Annotated in this window: 16 protein-coding genes; 1 reads left to right on the forward strand and 15 read right to left on the reverse strand. The window is 52.0% G+C overall.

Annotation, left to right across the window (positions count from 1 at the left end; all coding sequences use genetic code 11):
* Positions 1-113 precede the first annotated feature (113 nt).
* The 7 genes from rpsA to QEV83_RS05290 all read right to left on the reverse strand — a co-directional run bounded on the left by rpsA (position 114) and on the right by QEV83_RS05290 (position 7,952).
* Positions 114-1,886: a 30S ribosomal protein S1 gene (gene rpsA / locus QEV83_RS05260; RefSeq protein ID WP_280130186.1), complete on the reverse strand. Its 1,773-nt coding sequence runs from the start codon at positions 1,884-1,886 to the stop codon at positions 114-116.
* A gap of 373 nt (positions 1,887-2,259) precedes the next feature.
* A complete protein-coding gene (locus QEV83_RS05265) occupies positions 2,260-2,601 on the reverse strand; it encodes a septal ring lytic transglycosylase RlpA family protein (RefSeq protein WP_280130973.1) in 342 nt (113 codons plus the stop codon).
* A gap of 476 nt (positions 2,602-3,077) precedes the next feature.
* Positions 3,078-3,617: a formaldehyde-activating enzyme gene (locus QEV83_RS05270; RefSeq protein WP_280130187.1), complete on the reverse strand. Its 540-nt coding sequence runs from the start codon at positions 3,615-3,617 to the stop codon at positions 3,078-3,080.
* Positions 3,618-3,816: 199 nt separating this feature from the next.
* Positions 3,817-4,500, reverse strand: coding sequence for a ribulose-phosphate 3-epimerase (gene rpe, locus QEV83_RS05275; RefSeq protein WP_280130188.1), 684 nt, complete (start codon positions 4,498-4,500; stop codon positions 3,817-3,819).
* Positions 4,501-4,694: 194 nt separating this feature from the next.
* Positions 4,695-5,780, reverse strand: coding sequence for a class II fructose-bisphosphate aldolase (fba, locus tag QEV83_RS05280; protein WP_280130189.1), 1,086 nt, complete (start codon positions 5,778-5,780; stop codon positions 4,695-4,697).
* A 205-nt stretch (positions 5,781-5,985) separates the two neighbouring features.
* Complete coding sequence (locus QEV83_RS05285; protein WP_280130190.1) at positions 5,986-6,864, reverse strand: phosphoribulokinase; 879 nt, start codon at positions 6,862-6,864, stop codon at positions 5,986-5,988.
* A gap of 29 nt (positions 6,865-6,893) precedes the next feature.
* Entirely contained in the window at positions 6,894-7,952 is a 1,059-nt protein-coding gene (locus tag QEV83_RS05290) for a class 1 fructose-bisphosphatase (protein WP_280130191.1), read from the reverse strand.
* A gap of 379 nt (positions 7,953-8,331) precedes the next feature.
* Between QEV83_RS05290 and QEV83_RS05295 the strand changes: the two genes are divergently transcribed.
* The gene (locus tag QEV83_RS05295; RefSeq protein WP_280130974.1) at positions 8,332-8,646 is read left to right on the forward strand and encodes a hypothetical protein; all 315 of its coding nucleotides are present in this window, start codon (positions 8,332-8,334) and stop codon (positions 8,644-8,646) included.
* A gap of 219 nt (positions 8,647-8,865) precedes the next feature.
* Here the strand turns inward: QEV83_RS05295 and QEV83_RS05300 are convergent, their stop codons facing one another.
* From QEV83_RS05300 to flhA, 8 genes are all read right to left on the reverse strand, one after another.
* Positions 8,866-9,561 (reverse strand): hypothetical protein, encoded by a 696-nt coding sequence (locus tag QEV83_RS05300; RefSeq protein WP_280130192.1) that lies wholly within the window; start codon positions 9,559-9,561, stop codon positions 8,866-8,868.
* 55 nt (positions 9,562-9,616) lie between these two features.
* Positions 9,617-10,015, reverse strand: a complete 399-nt coding sequence (locus tag QEV83_RS05305) for a hypothetical protein (protein WP_280130193.1) — start codon at positions 10,013-10,015, stop codon at positions 9,617-9,619.
* A 178-nt stretch (positions 10,016-10,193) separates the two neighbouring features.
* Positions 10,194-10,610 (reverse strand): hypothetical protein, encoded by a 417-nt coding sequence (locus QEV83_RS05310; protein WP_280130194.1) that lies wholly within the window; start codon positions 10,608-10,610, stop codon positions 10,194-10,196.
* Positions 10,611-10,639: 29 nt separating this feature from the next.
* Positions 10,640-11,140 (reverse strand): hypothetical protein, encoded by a 501-nt coding sequence (locus tag QEV83_RS05315; protein WP_280130195.1) that lies wholly within the window; start codon positions 11,138-11,140, stop codon positions 10,640-10,642.
* Between the two features lie 6 nt (positions 11,141-11,146).
* Positions 11,147-11,425 (reverse strand): rod-binding protein, encoded by a 279-nt coding sequence (locus QEV83_RS05320; RefSeq protein WP_280130196.1) that lies wholly within the window; start codon positions 11,423-11,425, stop codon positions 11,147-11,149.
* A gap of 295 nt (positions 11,426-11,720) precedes the next feature.
* Positions 11,721-12,107: a hypothetical protein gene (locus tag QEV83_RS05325; protein ID WP_280130197.1), complete on the reverse strand. Its 387-nt coding sequence runs from the start codon at positions 12,105-12,107 to the stop codon at positions 11,721-11,723.
* Between the two features lie 107 nt (positions 12,108-12,214).
* Complete coding sequence (locus QEV83_RS05330; protein WP_280130198.1) at positions 12,215-12,964, reverse strand: flagellar biosynthetic protein FliR; 750 nt, start codon at positions 12,962-12,964, stop codon at positions 12,215-12,217.
* Positions 12,965-12,966: 2 nt separating this feature from the next.
* Positions 12,967-15,057, reverse strand: coding sequence for a flagellar biosynthesis protein FlhA (flhA, locus tag QEV83_RS05335; RefSeq protein WP_280130199.1), 2,091 nt, complete (start codon positions 15,055-15,057; stop codon positions 12,967-12,969).
* Between the last annotated feature and the right edge of the window lie 74 nt (positions 15,058-15,131).

The raw sequence follows: 15,131 nt of genomic DNA on the forward strand, positions 1-15,131 counted from the left end.
CCTCGGCTTCCGCAACAAAGCCATCAACCTCGGGAACCTCTTAAAATCACAAAAAACCCGCGCGAAATATCCGCGCGGGCCAGGAGCCGCTAAAACTCTAACCGCACGAATTTTCAATCGTCCGTCTTTGCCTTCGTGTCTTTTTTAGGCGCGTCCTCTCGCGCCTTTAGCGCGGCACCGAGAATATCGCCAAGTGAGGCACCGGAATCAGCGGATCCATATTGCGCAATCGCTTCCTTTTCCTCAGCCACTTCCAGGGCTTTGATCGAGACAGAAATCTTGCGGGCGCGGCGGTCGAAAACGGTGACCCTTGCATCGACCTTCTCACCAACAGCGAAGCGCTCGGTCTTCTGATCGGCCCGGTCCCTGGCGAGTTCGATACGTTTGATGAAGGCGGTCAAATCTGTCCCGATAATCTTGACATCGATTCCGCTCTCTTTCACTTCCAGAACCTCGCAAGTGACGACCGACCCTTTCTTAATGTCCGGGCCCTCATCTCCGGGTTTCACGCTCGTGTCGCCAGGCGGCTGCACCGCGAACGGATCGGAGGTGAGCTGTTTGATGCCAAGCGAAATGCGCTCTTTCTCAACATCAACATCGAGGACTTTGGCTTTGACGGTATCACCCTTCTTGAAGGCCTCAATAATTTGTTCGCCGGGTTTGGTCCAATCCAGGTCGGAGAGATGAACCATGCCATCGACATCGCCGTCGAGACCGATGAAAAGACCAAATTCAGTCTTATTCTTGATCTCGCCCTCGACTTCCGAACCGGCCGGATATTTCTCGGCGAACGCTTCCCAAGGATTGACAAGGGTCTGCTTCAAGCCGAGCGAAATACGGCGCTTGACGGGATCAACTTCGAGAACCTGAACCTCAACCTCCTGGCTCGTCGCAACGATCTTGCCGGGATGCACGTTCTTTTTGGTCCAGGACATTTCCGAGACATGGATAAGCCCTTCGATTCCCGGCTCAAGTTCAACGAACGCACCGTAATCGGTGATGTTCGTCACCCGGCCTTGGAACCGCGCACCGAGCGGGTATTTCGCCTCGATGTTCTGCCAAGGATCTTCGAGGAGCTGCTTCATGCCAAGCGAGATCCGATGGGTGTCGTGATTGATCTTGATGATTTTGACACGTACCGTCTGGCCGATGGACAGGACCTCGGTTGGGTGATTGACACGCCGCCAGGCGACGTCCGTCACATGTAGGAGCCCATCAATGCCGCCGAGATCAACGAAGGCGCCATAATCGGTGATGTTCTTCACGACACCGTCGATCACCTGACCTTCGGCGAGATTTGCGACGATTTCATGCCGCTGTTCGGCGCGGGATTCCTCAAGTACGGTTCGGCGCGAAACGACGATATTGCCACGGCGGCGATCCATCTTCAAAATTTGGAACGGCTGCGGCGTTTGCATCAACGGCGTCACATCGCGGATCGGACGGATGTCAACTTGACTGCGCGGCAGAAACGCGACGGCGCCATCAAGGTCGACGGTAAATCCGCCTTTCACCTGATTGAAGATAATGCCCTCGACCTTCTCTTGTTTCTCGAAGGCCTTCTCGAGTTTGACCCAGCTCTCTTCGCGCCGCGCCTTGTCACGCGAGATGACGGCCTCACCAAGCGCGTTTTCGATCCGCTCAAGATAAACCTCGACCTCGTCACCGACAGCGAGCTTGCCCTCGCGCCCAGGGCCTTGAAATTCCTTTAGCGGGACACGGCCTTCCGTCTTTAGACCGAGATCGATGACGGCAACGTCTTTTTCTATCGCAACGACGAGGCCCTTAATAACCGACCCCTCGAAGGCTTCGTTCTGGCCGTAGCTTTCATCGAGAAGTGCCGCAAAATCCTCGCGCGAAGGCGCGTAGGTATTGGTGGAAGTCATTTGTTCTCCTGATTGCCCGAATGCGGGCGGCGCCGGGGGTTTGGGTTGGTTGCGCTTCTATCCGCCATCGTTTGTCGGCATTACGACAAACCACCGCTCAAGAGCGGGCCGGCGCTGGGACGGCGGAAGAAACAGGGTTTAGGGCTGCTATGTAGCAAGCAGCAGCTGCGGCGGCAAGGGGAGAGGCCAAGTTTCCGTAGTATTAGGTCTGTCTGGGCCGACCCGCGATAACTCATCGGTTTGGATGTTCGGGCAGCTTTTGGTTCAAGGGGCGGCTTGAATGCCGCCCCCGAAATCGGTCGATCACTGAGATCAACGGCTCAATACGACGATTTCCCCGGCGATGGGCGCCGTGGCTAATTTTCTAAGGATTTTAGAGGTCGGTTGCAGCGGACTCGCTCAGCCGAATGATCTTCAAGGTTGCCGTCCCTTGTTCAATCATTCCGATTGCGGCTGCGGCTCCCTTCGCGAGGTCGAGATCACGCCCCCGTACGAAGGGGCCTCGATCGTTAATACGCACGATCACCGAGCGGCCTGTTGCGGGATTGGTCACCTGAAGCCGCGTGCCAAATGGCAAGGTTCTGCTCGCGGCTGTAAACCCATGTTGATCGAATCGCTCTCCCGAGGCCGTTCGGCTACCGGACGAATAGAACGAGGCTTTGATGAAAGTTCCCTCATGAGAACTGGCATGAGAAACCGTGGAGAATAGTGATATAAACGAGAATGCGATAGTTGTTACACTTGATAATCTCAACACATCTGCCCTTTTCTGTGAACGACAGGGTGCAGATACATTGAGATTGTGACCAGAAAGAGATTTACAAAATACAAGATAGTTCTAGTTAATAATAATATCTGACGTTGTTCTACAGTAAAGCTTACAAACGTAACAAAATTTGTAAATCTATTGGTATATTCATTATTTGTTCTAATAGAAAACTTACTTATTTCAACCAATTAGACAAATAGGACCCCGTTCTTCACGGAACCCTTTAGCTTTAGCTTTCTGAGGGAGCTTTTCATAAAAAACGCATTGAATAAATCTTAGCAGGTATCCGGTCTGACTTGCCGAGCCATGGCCGCATCCACGAATTGCGGCAACGCTCTCACCCCTCGACACTCGGCAGGTCGAAAATCGCCCGCACTGCGCGCTTCGCTCGTAAGAAATTTTCGCCGGCAAGCGCGGTAGGGCTAATCCTCGAACATGCCTTCCAAGGCGTAATGGTGAATGGTCTTCCGGTTGGCGATTAGTTCCGTAACGGTGGGTTCGCCTTTCATGGCGCGGGCGATCGCGAGTTTCGTTGCTTCGTAATTGGTGCGATAAAGATCGTGCCTATCGAGGTTCTTGTCTGTGGCGCAACGAGGATCGAGCCAGAGCATGATAATCATGCAAAGCTCATCCGCCCGGTCCTGCGGCAGAACCCCTTCCGCTAGGCAATCCACAATAGCATCGCCGGTCGCTGCCTGCACGATCCCGCCGAGCAATTCGACATAGTCCTCGGAACGCACCGTCATTTTGGTTGTCATCATTGTCGCTGGGCGTACCATTTGGTTGAGATCGCGGATCACAAACATGCGCGGATGACCAGCCACCTGTCCTGCCATCGCGGCGAAAGCGTGCCCCACGGGACCATTGACATGGCCGATCATCACCTCGGGCATGGCATCAGTGAATTGCCCCTCCGAAGCTAGAACCGTCGCTTCGCCTGTACGCAGCCAAATCTCGCTCATGTTCTCTCCTCACGCTTGAAATGCTGCGCTCGCATAACATCTAGAAAAGCCTAGAGAAAGGGTGTGAGAGACCACGGCCGCGGCGTAAGGACGCCTGTTTTTACAAAATTTCATACTCTGCCGCGCCACGCGATGTACTTTTGGCTCATGACAATCGTACCAAAGTGTTTCACGTGAAACGTTTTTGTAAGATGGCCACTTACGCCGCATCACGTCCGTTTTGTTGAGCGGCTGCCGCGCGAATCGCTGCGATGTTTGATGCGTATTGGCTTGGACCGCCCTTGAAGATGGCGGATCCCGCAACCAGCGTGTCGGCACCCACTGCCGTGACCAGACCAGCTGTTCTTGGAGCAATTCCGCCATCGACCTCGATGCGGACCGGCCGGGCACCTATCATTGCCTTCAGTTCGGCGACCTTGTCTACAGTCGAACCAATGAAGGCCTGGCCACCAAAGCCGGGATTGACCGACATAACCAGCACCAGATCGACGAGATCGAGGACGTGTTTGAGGCTTGACACTGGCGTCGCCGGGTTGAGCACAGCACCAGCTTTTTTGCCAAGCACTCGGATCGCTTGCAGCGATCGATGAAGATGCGGCCCCGCTTCGACATGGATCGAGATCGAATCCGCCCCGGCTTCCGCGAAGGCGGCAAGATAGGGATCGCAAGGTGCGATCATAAGGTGCACGTCGAATGGGATCTTGGTAAACGGGCGCAAAGCGCGCACGATGGCCGGTCCAACCGTGATGTTGGGGACGAAGTGGCCATCCATGACGTCAATATGAATCCAGTCGGCGCCAGCTTCCACGATGGCACTGATTTCCTCGCCGAGCTTCGCGAAATCAGCGGACAGAATCGACGGGGCGATGACAAGAGGTGTCAATTTAGTCCGGCCCTTCAGTTGCCTGATCCAAGTCGAAGACGCGGCCCGCGAGCACATCCAGCGCGTCTATCGTCATTAGATCTCACGCGACACCGACGGTGTCCCTTGGCTCATAGTCGGGCTGCCAATCGCCCTGCCTAGCCTCTCCGGCTTTTTTGGGTTCTCACTGGCTATGTTCATCAAAGCTCTCCGGCCTACTCCGCTGCGCTGCGCCGTAAGTTCACTTGGGGATCGAGGCTGCCAGATGCATAGCGCTTGGCCATGACGGACATTGGCAGGACCTTGATCTTCGAGGCATTTCCGGCAGTCCCGAATTGCTCAAACCGTAGCCGGCAAACCTCCCGCATGGCCTCCATCGCGGGTTTCAGGAATTTTCGGGGATCGAACTCGCCCGGCGTTTCTTGAGCAACGCGGCGGAGCTCGGCGGTCATTGCGATACGACAATCGGTATCGATGTTCACCTTACGCACGCCATGTTTGATCCCCCGCACAATCTCCTCCACGGGCACACCATAGGTCTGCCGCATGGCGCCGCCATAGGCATTGAAACGATCTTGCAGTTCTTGTGGAACCGATGACGATCCGTGCATCACGAGATGAACATTGGGAAGTTTAGCATGGATCGCTTCGATGACCCGCATCGATAGAATATCACCGTCAGGTTTACGGGTGAACTTATAGGCGCCATGCGAGGTGCCCATCGCGATCGCTAGCGCGTCCACCTTTGTCCTTGTCACGAAATCAACGGCCTGATCAGGGTCGGTCAAGAGCTGGTCGCGATTGAGCTTGCCTTCGGCACCATGCCCATCTTCTTGCTCGCCTGATCCATGTTCAAGCGAACCAAGGACACCAAGCTCACCTTCGACCGAAGCCCCGACGGCATGCGCCACTTCGACGACCCTGGCCGTAATCCCCGCATTATAATCATAGCTGGCTGGCGTTGTGCCATCAGCTTCGAGCGAGCCATCCATCATGACTGATGAAAATCCGTATTGAATTGCCGTGAAGCAGGTCGCTTCGCTATTTCCGTGATCCTGGTGCATGCACACGGGTATGTCCGGATATAACTCGATCAATGCGTCGATCAACTTCGCCAGTACGATATCGTTCGCATAAGAACGGGCTCCACGGCTCGCCTGGATAATAACCGGGGAATCGGTGGCGGCCGCCGCCGCCATGATCGCCAAGCCCTGCTCCATATTGTTGATATTAAAGGCTGGAACGCCATAGTTATGCTCGGCCGCGTGGTCAAGCAATTGGCGAAGAGTGATACGGGCCATGGAATATACTCCGTCAAGTATTAGGCCGCGCCTGGGGCTCCTGGCGTCAAGCCCTCCAAAATTTGCTTTACCGGTTCATGCATAATTCACGCCGGGCATGGGGCCGGTAAAACCTTGAGCGATGCCGCGATTTCCGGCAGCTGCAAACATTTGCCCTTGTCTTACTTTTCAATACACCGAGCAAATGTTTAATCACCATCCTCCGTCACGGGTTCGCGCGGCGGCGCCTTTCGACAAGTTGAAGAACGAAAGGAGTTAAAATCAACTGCATCGCCAGATCGAGCTTGTTGCCCGGAATCACGATCGAATTTGCGCGCGACATGAAACTGTCACGGATCATCGAATGGAGATACGGAAAATCAATCCCGCGTGGTTTTGCAAACCGGATAATGACCATCGATTCGTCAGCAGTGGGAATCCAACGCGCGGCGAAAGGATTTGAAGTGTCCACCGTCGGAACCCTCTGGAAATTAATGTCCGTTTCGGTGAACTGCGGACAAATGTAACGGATATAATCGGGCATTCGCCGCAACATCGTTTCCATGACCTCTTCCGTCGCGTAGCCGCGAGCGGAACGGTCTCGATGAATTTTTTGTATCCATTCCAGGTTTATGACAGGGACCACCCCGATTTTCAGGTCCGGATATTGAGCAATATTCACTTTGTCTGTTTTAACCGCGCCATGCAGACCTTCATAAAATAGAAGATCGTTGTTCCGGGGCAAAGCTTCCCACTCGGTAAAGCTTCCGATCGGGCAATTATAGCGCAATGACTCTTCACTATCATGGACATAGTGCCGGGTCTTGCCGGTCCCGGAGTCATTATAGCTACGAAATACCCCCTCGAGTTCCTCGAGTAAATTGGCATTTTCACCGAAATGACTGAAATGCCGGTTGCCGTTCATTTCCTCTCTGGACATAACGGCCTCCATTTCATCACGATCGTAGCGATGAAACGCGTCCCCTTCGATAAATGCCGCCGTGATATTTTCACGACGAAAAATTTGTTCAAAAGTGCGCTTGACAGAAGTCGTTCCCGCTCCCGAGGATCCGGTTACCGAAATGATCGGATATCTCGCTGACACGTGATCCTCTTATTTCAGCCCCGCATTTCTTAAATGCGCATGAGCCCGCGTTTGCCAAATAACGGCGCGTGCTCAGCTGAAAATTGCGGATCGCTATGATAGCGGGTGACGAGTTCAACCGTGTCTGAAGAACCAAATACGAGCGGCACGCGGGCGTGGATGGCGGAAGGCACAATGTCAAGTATAGGATGTACACAATTGGTCGCCCGCCCTCCCGCGCGTTCGACGACAAATGCAACCGGATTGGCTTCGTAAAGAAGTCGAAGGCGCCCGTCTTTATAACCGGTCCTTTGATCGCCGGGATAAAGAAAAATTCCCCCCCGTAGCAAAATCCGATAGGCATCGGCGACAAGAGAGCCCGTCCATCGCATGTTGTAGTTGCGCTTCAACGGGCCGTCAGTTCCTTGTACGCAGTCGTCGATAAATGCCTGAACCGGCGGGTCCCAATATCTGTAATTCGAAGAATTAACCGCGTATTCGGCGTACTCCGTGCCGACGACGGGACCCGATACTGCGCGGATAAAGCGGCGGGCGCGATGATCAAGGATGAAGATCTGAGTAGGTCCGCTCTCGAAGGCGCAGACAAGTGAGGTCTGTGGCCCATACACAACAAAGCCGGCGGCGAGTTGCATTCGCCCAGTTTGCAGGAAATGGGCCTCGGGTCCATTTGCATCCGCAATCATAGGAAGAATCGAAAAAATGGTGCCGATCGAAATATTGGCGTCGATATTCGACGAACCGTCGAGAGGGTCCATCGCAACCACGAGGTGCCCTGCAGGATCCAATACTAGGGGTTCACTCAATTCTTCGGAAACAACCGCCGCGACTGGCGACCCTTTGAAAGCGTCAATGAACAAATCATTGGCCAGGACGTCGAGTTCCTTCTGAACATCGCCGTCCGTGTTCGTGCTGCCGCGGCTTGCCCCAAGTTGACCGTACAAACGTCCAAGGCTGATCAGATCGGACATTTCAATGGCAGCCGCCTCAATCGCGCGAAGAACGCAGGCAGTCCCGCTTAGACGCGGGTCCAGCGTCACCATCTGATCGAGGTAGCTGGCAAAATCCTCGGTCTCAGCGATTTTCTGCATGTGGGAACTTTATCACGGTTGAGAGGTCGGCAATGTGGCGCAAAGCTACCAAAATTATAAAGTGAATAATAGTGCCATTTGGCTTAAAGGCATTTTCCCTGGTCAAAGGTGGGCATTCAATTTGCTAAAAGATTTTCACTGGTCATGGTCACGATTAAGCTAAATAAGCTGCAAAGGAGAAGGACAGCCGCATGGGCAGAAATTTGGCAAACAAAATATATCAGGAGATAATCAAACGGAGATCTCCGCAATGACACCAAAGAAACACAGGGTGACCCTCGCAGCGAAGCCAGCTAAACCCGAGATCAACCGCACCTGTCGCCACGAAGCACGACAAAGCGGCAGATCTAAAATATTGCTGCACGCCGGCGCAAGCCTTCTGATCTTTACTGCCTTTACTTCGTTTGCTCCGGCGGATACAAACGACTATCCTACGGAAGTTCGCGCTGACTATGTTTTTGTCTGCATGAAAACCAATGGGGAAACACCTGATACACTGAAGCGTTGCTCTTGTTCCATCGATGTGATCGCTTCGATGTTGCCTTATAACCAGTATGTGGCCGCGCAGACCGTGGCGAGTATGGATCAGGTGCAAGGACAAATCGGAACGATGTTCCGCGCCAGCGAACAATCTAGAGCTATGCTGGGTGATCTCCGCCGTGCGGAGGCCGAGGCCGAAATTCGTTGCTTTTAGTGTTCTTATAGCGGAGGCGGCTTACTACCATAACGAAGCCGGTTAATCTCGAATGCAGGCGTTATCCGCAGCATTCACCAACGCTATCTCCCCTCGTTCCTAGCGATCACTGCTCAATCTTAGCGGAACGCGCAAATCCTAGAAATGATATTGCCCTGATAGAGGAATGAAATGCCAGCGGGATGGTGGCCGAACGACAGCATATCAAACGATATAATCCTAAGGTGTGTCGTCCTTAATTCGAGTGAAAGTCTGTGTCGTCGTTACGACCCTCCACTGATTACCCCGCCTTTCGACCGACAGAACCCTCCCCGCTTTAGGGAGCCTCGTCCCGCGCCGTGCAACATACAAATCATGATTGATCTGCAGCAAAGCAGTTTCCTTGTAGACGAACCGCAATATATAGGTATTGTACTTGCTCGCATCTGCTGATGGAGGGCTTTCGTTGTTTGCGAAATCGGACGCAATTTTTTGACCCGTAACTCCATCGCCGCTCTTCGAAATCGAGCCGGTGATATCGTAGTCGATGGTCGAATAGGTTGCCGGCCTATGATTGGATTTGCTGGCCGATCCAGCCGATGTATGGGGCTTGCCGAGAAATCCGCGCGCGAAAGATCTAGAAATTTCTCGCTTCTTCAGCCTTTCTAGGCTGTTACCTTCACCAATCATGAAAGCGGCGAAAGCGACTGAGCCGAGCGCCGCAACAACACCCATAGCGACCAGCCCTCGATCCGCCATGAAAGTAAGCTTCTTCGCAAGAACAGCATCTATATCCCTCGACTGGCCGCTTCCCAAAAAAGATTGATTCACCGGACCAGCAAGGTTTGCCCTGTACTGTCGCGGCATCTGCTGTAGGAGCGTTCCAGTACCACCGCTTGGTCTATGCCGTTTTTTTCTTTCCATGTCTAATGCCAACTAACTCTCGTGCCCACAACCACCAGCACTTGCATATTCTGGAAAGCCAATCACCTCACGCGATGAACTCCTGTGCATCCTGAAGTGATGGAAAGAGACGCCGGCCCAACATCGTCTCGATTTCGACGCTCCCATCCATGAAGAGTAAGTAAGCGCGATCCTTCACCCAGCCCCGCTCAATGATCTTTTTTGGTTGCGATGGACGGACGGAAAGGACATTCCCGCCGGATCGCGCGTTTCTCTCAAGCACCGAATCAAAAAATCTATTCAATGCGCTAAACCCCGACTGCAACGCTCCTACAATAGCTATTCCAAATCCGGTAAGTACTGTGCATAGAGCAATGATCAGCAGGTTGAGATGGTCTGCATTCATGGTGTGTCCGGCCAGGTTTTCGACGAGTTGACTCACCTGAGGCGCTGAAATTAGAAATGCCCAACCCAGGGCCACAAGCATGTAACCAATCCATGTAAGCCTATCAAGAAGCATCGAATCGACCTTTCATCCGGTTGATTTTTCCCATCCGAATTCGATAATTGACGACATAACCTTATTCCAAATTGAATCGAAAGAGCCTAATAAAATACAACTACAATTCCACGTATTGGCAATGCTTTCGCTCACATCGATTAGGCTATCTTGAAATATCCTGTTTCGGTACATAGGTAAATTCTTCCACGAGAACTTCTTTAATGATTTCCTTCCCAAAGCGAAGATTGATCTTTTGAGCGAGTGACGTTGTCAAATTCTGCAAATCATATTTTTCAAGATGCGCAAAATCCACTTTGCTGGAATAAAGAAGCCGAAACGCCTCGTCGGTAATAAAATCGTCGGGAGGCATGGCCAATTCATTTAGATTCCGTGCATCTGCAAGATATATGAACTGTGCCACGATATAGCCTTCGAGAACCCCATTCGAGATCATCGGAACATTAAGCGGGATCGTCTTCCGCCGTTCGAGATTTCCTTCCCATTTGATCGGCGCTTTGCTGTCGGTGTTCCGCGACACCCAGCTTGAACTTACATATGCGGCTGCCGAAGTAACGGCCATTATCCAAATCCCGATTGCAATTAACCGATTCATCGCGACCTGCCATTGCGGCCAAGTTCTCGTGCATACGTACCATCCGAATCGTGCTCTTGAATTGCGCCGGCGATAATTGCGGCAATCGTACCCACTGCATCCAGATGCATTTGAAGCATTACGAGATTCTTTTGTAGTTTTGCTCGCAAACCTGCTAGAATCAACTTTGGATCGTTTGCAGAGCGATTGTGATCAGTCCCGCGCATCGCATCCATCGCTCGGCTCAATTCGAGAAGCCCGTGACGCTTCTTGTGATTAAACTCTTCTAGCGCAATCGTCCGATGCTCGATCAACATCGTGGTTTCTTTTTCGAGTATCCCCTCAAGTCTCCCAACAGCGCTGACGAAGGCATCAAAGATGATTGCCATGTCGGCACCCGTTCCAGATTCATGAATATTTATGCACTGTGGCAACCGTCGTAGCGGTACGGCGACTGCGCGATCTCCGGAATCAAGCGTTTGTTTTTCGGGGAGCACTGACGCGAATTCACTTTCCATAGTAAATCACATCGATTCAGAATGCGGCACGCGGTGAGCCGTGAGTTTTTGAACACTATTGCGGGGGAATAGCTGTCTCGAATCTGAGTTAGAGGTCGGTATTGACTTTGGGACAACACCGAGATCAATGGATTTTCCGACTTGAGTCGCCAATTGGTCCGCCAGAAAAGATCGCCAAATATCACCCGCTGTACCGTTTCCATAAAGGACACCAGAGTCCTTGGGAAGCATAGTTTCCACAAGGTTTTTTAATACAAGTTGTTCTAGAGCTTTGTACGCTTTCATCTGGGACCCTCCGCGCGGGAGTATTTCGAAATGCCCCCTGCTATCAACCGCATAGCTATTCCTCGACGCTTCCCGCATCGCATTAACTCTGGCCAACGTCTGGTCGAAACCCTTCATAGGGATTCGGAGGGTGGGGCTACCTTCCGAAAGTTTCTCAGTCGCCACTCTGAATCTTATTGGATCCACCGCTTTTGCAACATCAAGCACGATATCCGAAGCGGGATTTATTGACACCGTATATTTCCCCAGCTGACTGAATCTCAGTAGACAGTAGCTAACCGGGCTTACGGGAGGCTTATGTACTGCGCGGTTGAGCAGCCTCTATTGTTTCGCAGAGTTGACGCACCAGAGCCTTGCATCCCACTTCATATTCGAGATCCGCGCAAACCTTTTCCGCGCGGCGCAGACGTCTACGCTCGTCTAGATGACGTCCTCGCTGTAATTCCTCTTCATTTGCAAGAACCGCAAGATTCTCCGCTATAGCCTGTAGTTTACGCATTATCACCGAAGAAAATGTTCCCGCGACATCAGAGCCTTCGTACATAATACGATGTAACACGTACTGTTGCTTTGTAGAGGCGGCAGTCTGTGATTGGAGGTCGATGAGACTCCATTCCGCCAGTCTGTCGAGCTTCAATTGCAAGGCAAGGACACGCCGGGACCTGCGCAGACGTTCGTTCAATTATCACCTTGTTTAATAAGGTGGCTCTAATCCAAAATGATGGATCCCAACCTCAGTGCAATTAACAATCAAGAGATAGCTCGTTCAAGATCGCGGCTCGGACAATACTATCCATCTCTGATCCACTTCGAAAAAGCTAGATTGAATATTTGCATGAATGGCGTGCAGATAATATAGAACAAGAATATTCCACCAATGATCATCGCTGGAACCGTGATGAAATACAGTGGAATTTGAGGCGCCAATTTGCCGGCGAGACCAATCACGAAATTGGTCATCAAAGCAAAGGTGATGAAAGGGCTGCTAATTCGCAACGAAACGAGGAACGATTTCGTCAAACAATCGGTCACTTGAACAAGATCGAATCGCGCATCGAATATTCCAGCCACCGGCAGTGCCGCATAAGAAAGTACAATCCCACGCAGAATCTCCCAATGCAGATCCATAAAAAAAATAGAAGCTGTCGCAGTAAGAGTAATCAAGCTGGTGATCGCGGGCAATGGCTCGCTTTCATCGATGGGACCAGCGAGTGCGCTGGAAAGCCCGATAGACATCGCAATAACTCCTCCCAACGTTTCGAGTGCCCCGTAAAAGCTACGGCCCAGAAAGCCAATCATCGCCCCAACCAAGGTTTCCGAAATGAAAATCTTAGTCAAAGCCATTGGCGCGAGACCCGATAGGCTTTTTTCGATGTCCCTGGCTAACAATGGAGTCAATGCAAGTGTGATCGAAAAAGCAATGAACAAACGAACGTTGAGGGGAATACGTACGTTTGAAAATCCCGGCATAAGCATCAAGCAGCCGCCTATCCGGCAAAACAAAACAAACGCAATCAAAACCGCGTCGGATCCAACCATTGTCACGAAATCGTTCCAAGTGATTTGACTTCAATTCCACGCGCGATCTCAAGATGGGACAGGACCGGAAGCGTGGCGAACAGGCGTTCGATAACCATTCGGACATAAGGTCGCGCTTCTGGGGTTGCCACAATAGCGAAATTGTGGCGTTGATCCATACGCTCCCGGATTGCGAGCGAGGCCTCTTTGCCGAAACTTTCAATTAGCGCCGGATCGAGATCAAACTCGATAATATCTCCCTTTCCATCTCGTTTCAGGCTTTGATGAAAAGCAAGATCCCATCGATTCCCAAGACGGAGGATTTTTAGGACACCAGCGTCTAGAAGATCACCACAAATTTGTTGGGCCATCCGCATGCGTACGTGTTCGGTAACTTGCTCAGCGCGTCGTGCATGTGGAACAATCTCGGCGATTGCTTCGAGGATAAGATGCAAATTCCTGATTGAGACGCGCTCTGATAGCAAGAGCTTTAGTACGGCCTGCAGACCTGAGTATGAAATCTGAGAGGGACAGATTTCATCCATCAACCGCTTATATTCCGGCCCTAAGCGATCGATGAGTATTCGCATGTCTTTGTACGAGAGGAGCTGAGCTAGATTGCTGCGAATGACTTCACTCATATGGGTTAGCAACACCGATATGTTGTCGATGGGAGCGAACCTTTCGCGTATCAGTTCGTTCATGAAAACCTCGGAGATCCATACGGCATTCATACCGAAGGCCGGCTCACGGACCTTCTCTCCAGGTAAGTCTGGCTGGCGCCCGTCCCCCAAGACAACAAGCAATTCTCCCGGCCTAAGTTCATGCTCAGCAACGATCGTGCCGTGCATCTTGATCTGATAGGCCTTCGGAGGAATGGCGAGACTATCCGAAAGTTTAATATCGGGAACAACAAAGCCGTATTGCTTAGCAAACTTTCTCCGCATTTTGGTCACTCGGCTCGCCAGCTCATTATGCGATGAAAGCAGTCTGGCGGAGATTTGTTTGCCCAGACACAACTCGATTTCCGCAGACTTCATCGACTCTTTAACTGATTCCCGCGCTTCTCGTTGCTGACGCATCTCCGCTTCAGCGGCCAGTCTTGCTTGCTCATCGAGTTGTTTCGAGAGTTGCTTAGGAACCGAGTAGCCCAAAAAGGCCAGAACTCCTCCGAGAAAAGCGAAGGGGAACATCGGAAGTCCTGGCATGATCGAAAATAGGAACATCAGCAAAGCAGCGACCCACAATGCGCGCGGATATTTGACGAGTTGATTGAGAACCGCCTTTTCTGTTGCGCCTCTCGTTCCACCTTTCGACACAAGGAGCGCCGCCGCCAGCGATACGATGAGCGCAGGGATTTGAGATACCAGGCCGTCCCCGACAGACAATTTCGTAAATACATCCCCCGCTTCGCTAAGGGGCATATTGTGGCGAGTCGCACCAATGACGATCCCTCCGAAAATATTCACCGCTAGGATGACGAGGCCCGCGACCGCATCGCCGCGCACGAACTTCGATGCGCCGTCCATCGACCCAAAAAAAGAGCTTTCCTCTTCCAGTTCACGCCTGCGGCTCTGCACCTCTTTATCATCAATCAGCCCAGCCGAGAGATCTGCATCGATGGCCATCTGCTTGCCTGGAATGGCATCAAGCGTAAATCGCGCGCCGACCTCAGCGATACGCGTCGCGCCTTTGGTTATCACGACAAAATTGACTGTGATTAGAATTGCAAACACAACCAGGCCGATGACAAAATCACCGCTCATTACAAGCTTCGAAAAGCCGCCGATGATGTAGCCAGCGGCCGTTAAACCTTCTGATCCGTTGGCAAGGATTAATCTCGTCGTCGCGATGTTCAGCGCCAAGCGTAACAAAGTGGCGACAAGGAGAACCGTCGGAAAGGCGGAAAAGTCCAAGGGACGCTCGATCCAAAGAGCGACCATGAGAATAAGAACTGACAATGCGATCGAAAATGCAAGACCAATATCGATTAAGAACGCCGGAACCGGCAAGAAAAAAATCGAGAGTATCGTGATGATGCCGCAGGCAAACCCGATATCGCGCGCGCTCTTGCGATCGGCACCCGCGGTACCCGGTAATAAGATATCGGTCATTCAGCTCGCTCCGGTACGATAGCGGCGTTATCATAGATGTCTAAACTTGCGTGAAGGAGGACTTTCATCGACAA

This window comes from Methylocapsa sp. D3K7 (assembly GCF_029855125.1).
Taxonomy (GTDB): domain Bacteria; phylum Pseudomonadota; class Alphaproteobacteria; order Rhizobiales; family Beijerinckiaceae; genus Methylocapsa.

Excerpts from the sequence above, each read along its gene's own strand:
- rpsA (WP_280130186.1), bottom strand. The coding sequence starts at position 1,886 with ATGACTTCCACCAATACCTACGCGCCTTCGCGCGAGGATTTTGCGGCA.
- QEV83_RS05270 (WP_280130187.1), bottom strand. The coding sequence starts at position 3,617 with ATGAGCGAGATTTGGCTGCGTACAGGCGAAGCGACGGTTCTAGCTTCG.
- fba (WP_280130189.1), bottom strand. The coding sequence starts at position 5,780 with ATGGCCCGTATCACTCTTCGCCAATTGCTTGACCACGCGGCCGAGCAT.
- QEV83_RS05290 (WP_280130191.1), bottom strand. The coding sequence starts at position 7,952 with ATGCAGAAAATCGCTGAGACCGAGGATTTTGCCAGCTACCTCGATCAG.
- QEV83_RS05305 (WP_280130193.1), bottom strand. The coding sequence starts at position 10,015 with ATGCTTGTGGCCCTGGGTTGGGCATTTCTAATTTCAGCGCCTCAGGTG.
- QEV83_RS05310 (WP_280130194.1), bottom strand. The coding sequence starts at position 10,610 with ATGGCCGTTACTTCGGCAGCCGCATATGTAAGTTCAAGCTGGGTGTCG.
- QEV83_RS05315 (WP_280130195.1), bottom strand. The coding sequence starts at position 11,140 with ATGGAAAGTGAATTCGCGTCAGTGCTCCCCGAAAAACAAACGCTTGAT.
- QEV83_RS05320 (WP_280130196.1), bottom strand. The coding sequence starts at position 11,425 with ATGAAAGCGTACAAAGCTCTAGAACAACTTGTATTAAAAAACCTTGTG.
- QEV83_RS05330 (WP_280130198.1), bottom strand. The coding sequence starts at position 12,964 with ATGGTTGGATCCGACGCGGTTTTGATTGCGTTTGTTTTGTTTTGCCGG.
- flhA (WP_280130199.1), bottom strand. The coding sequence starts at position 15,057 with ATGACCGATATCTTATTACCGGGTACCGCGGGTGCCGATCGCAAGAGC.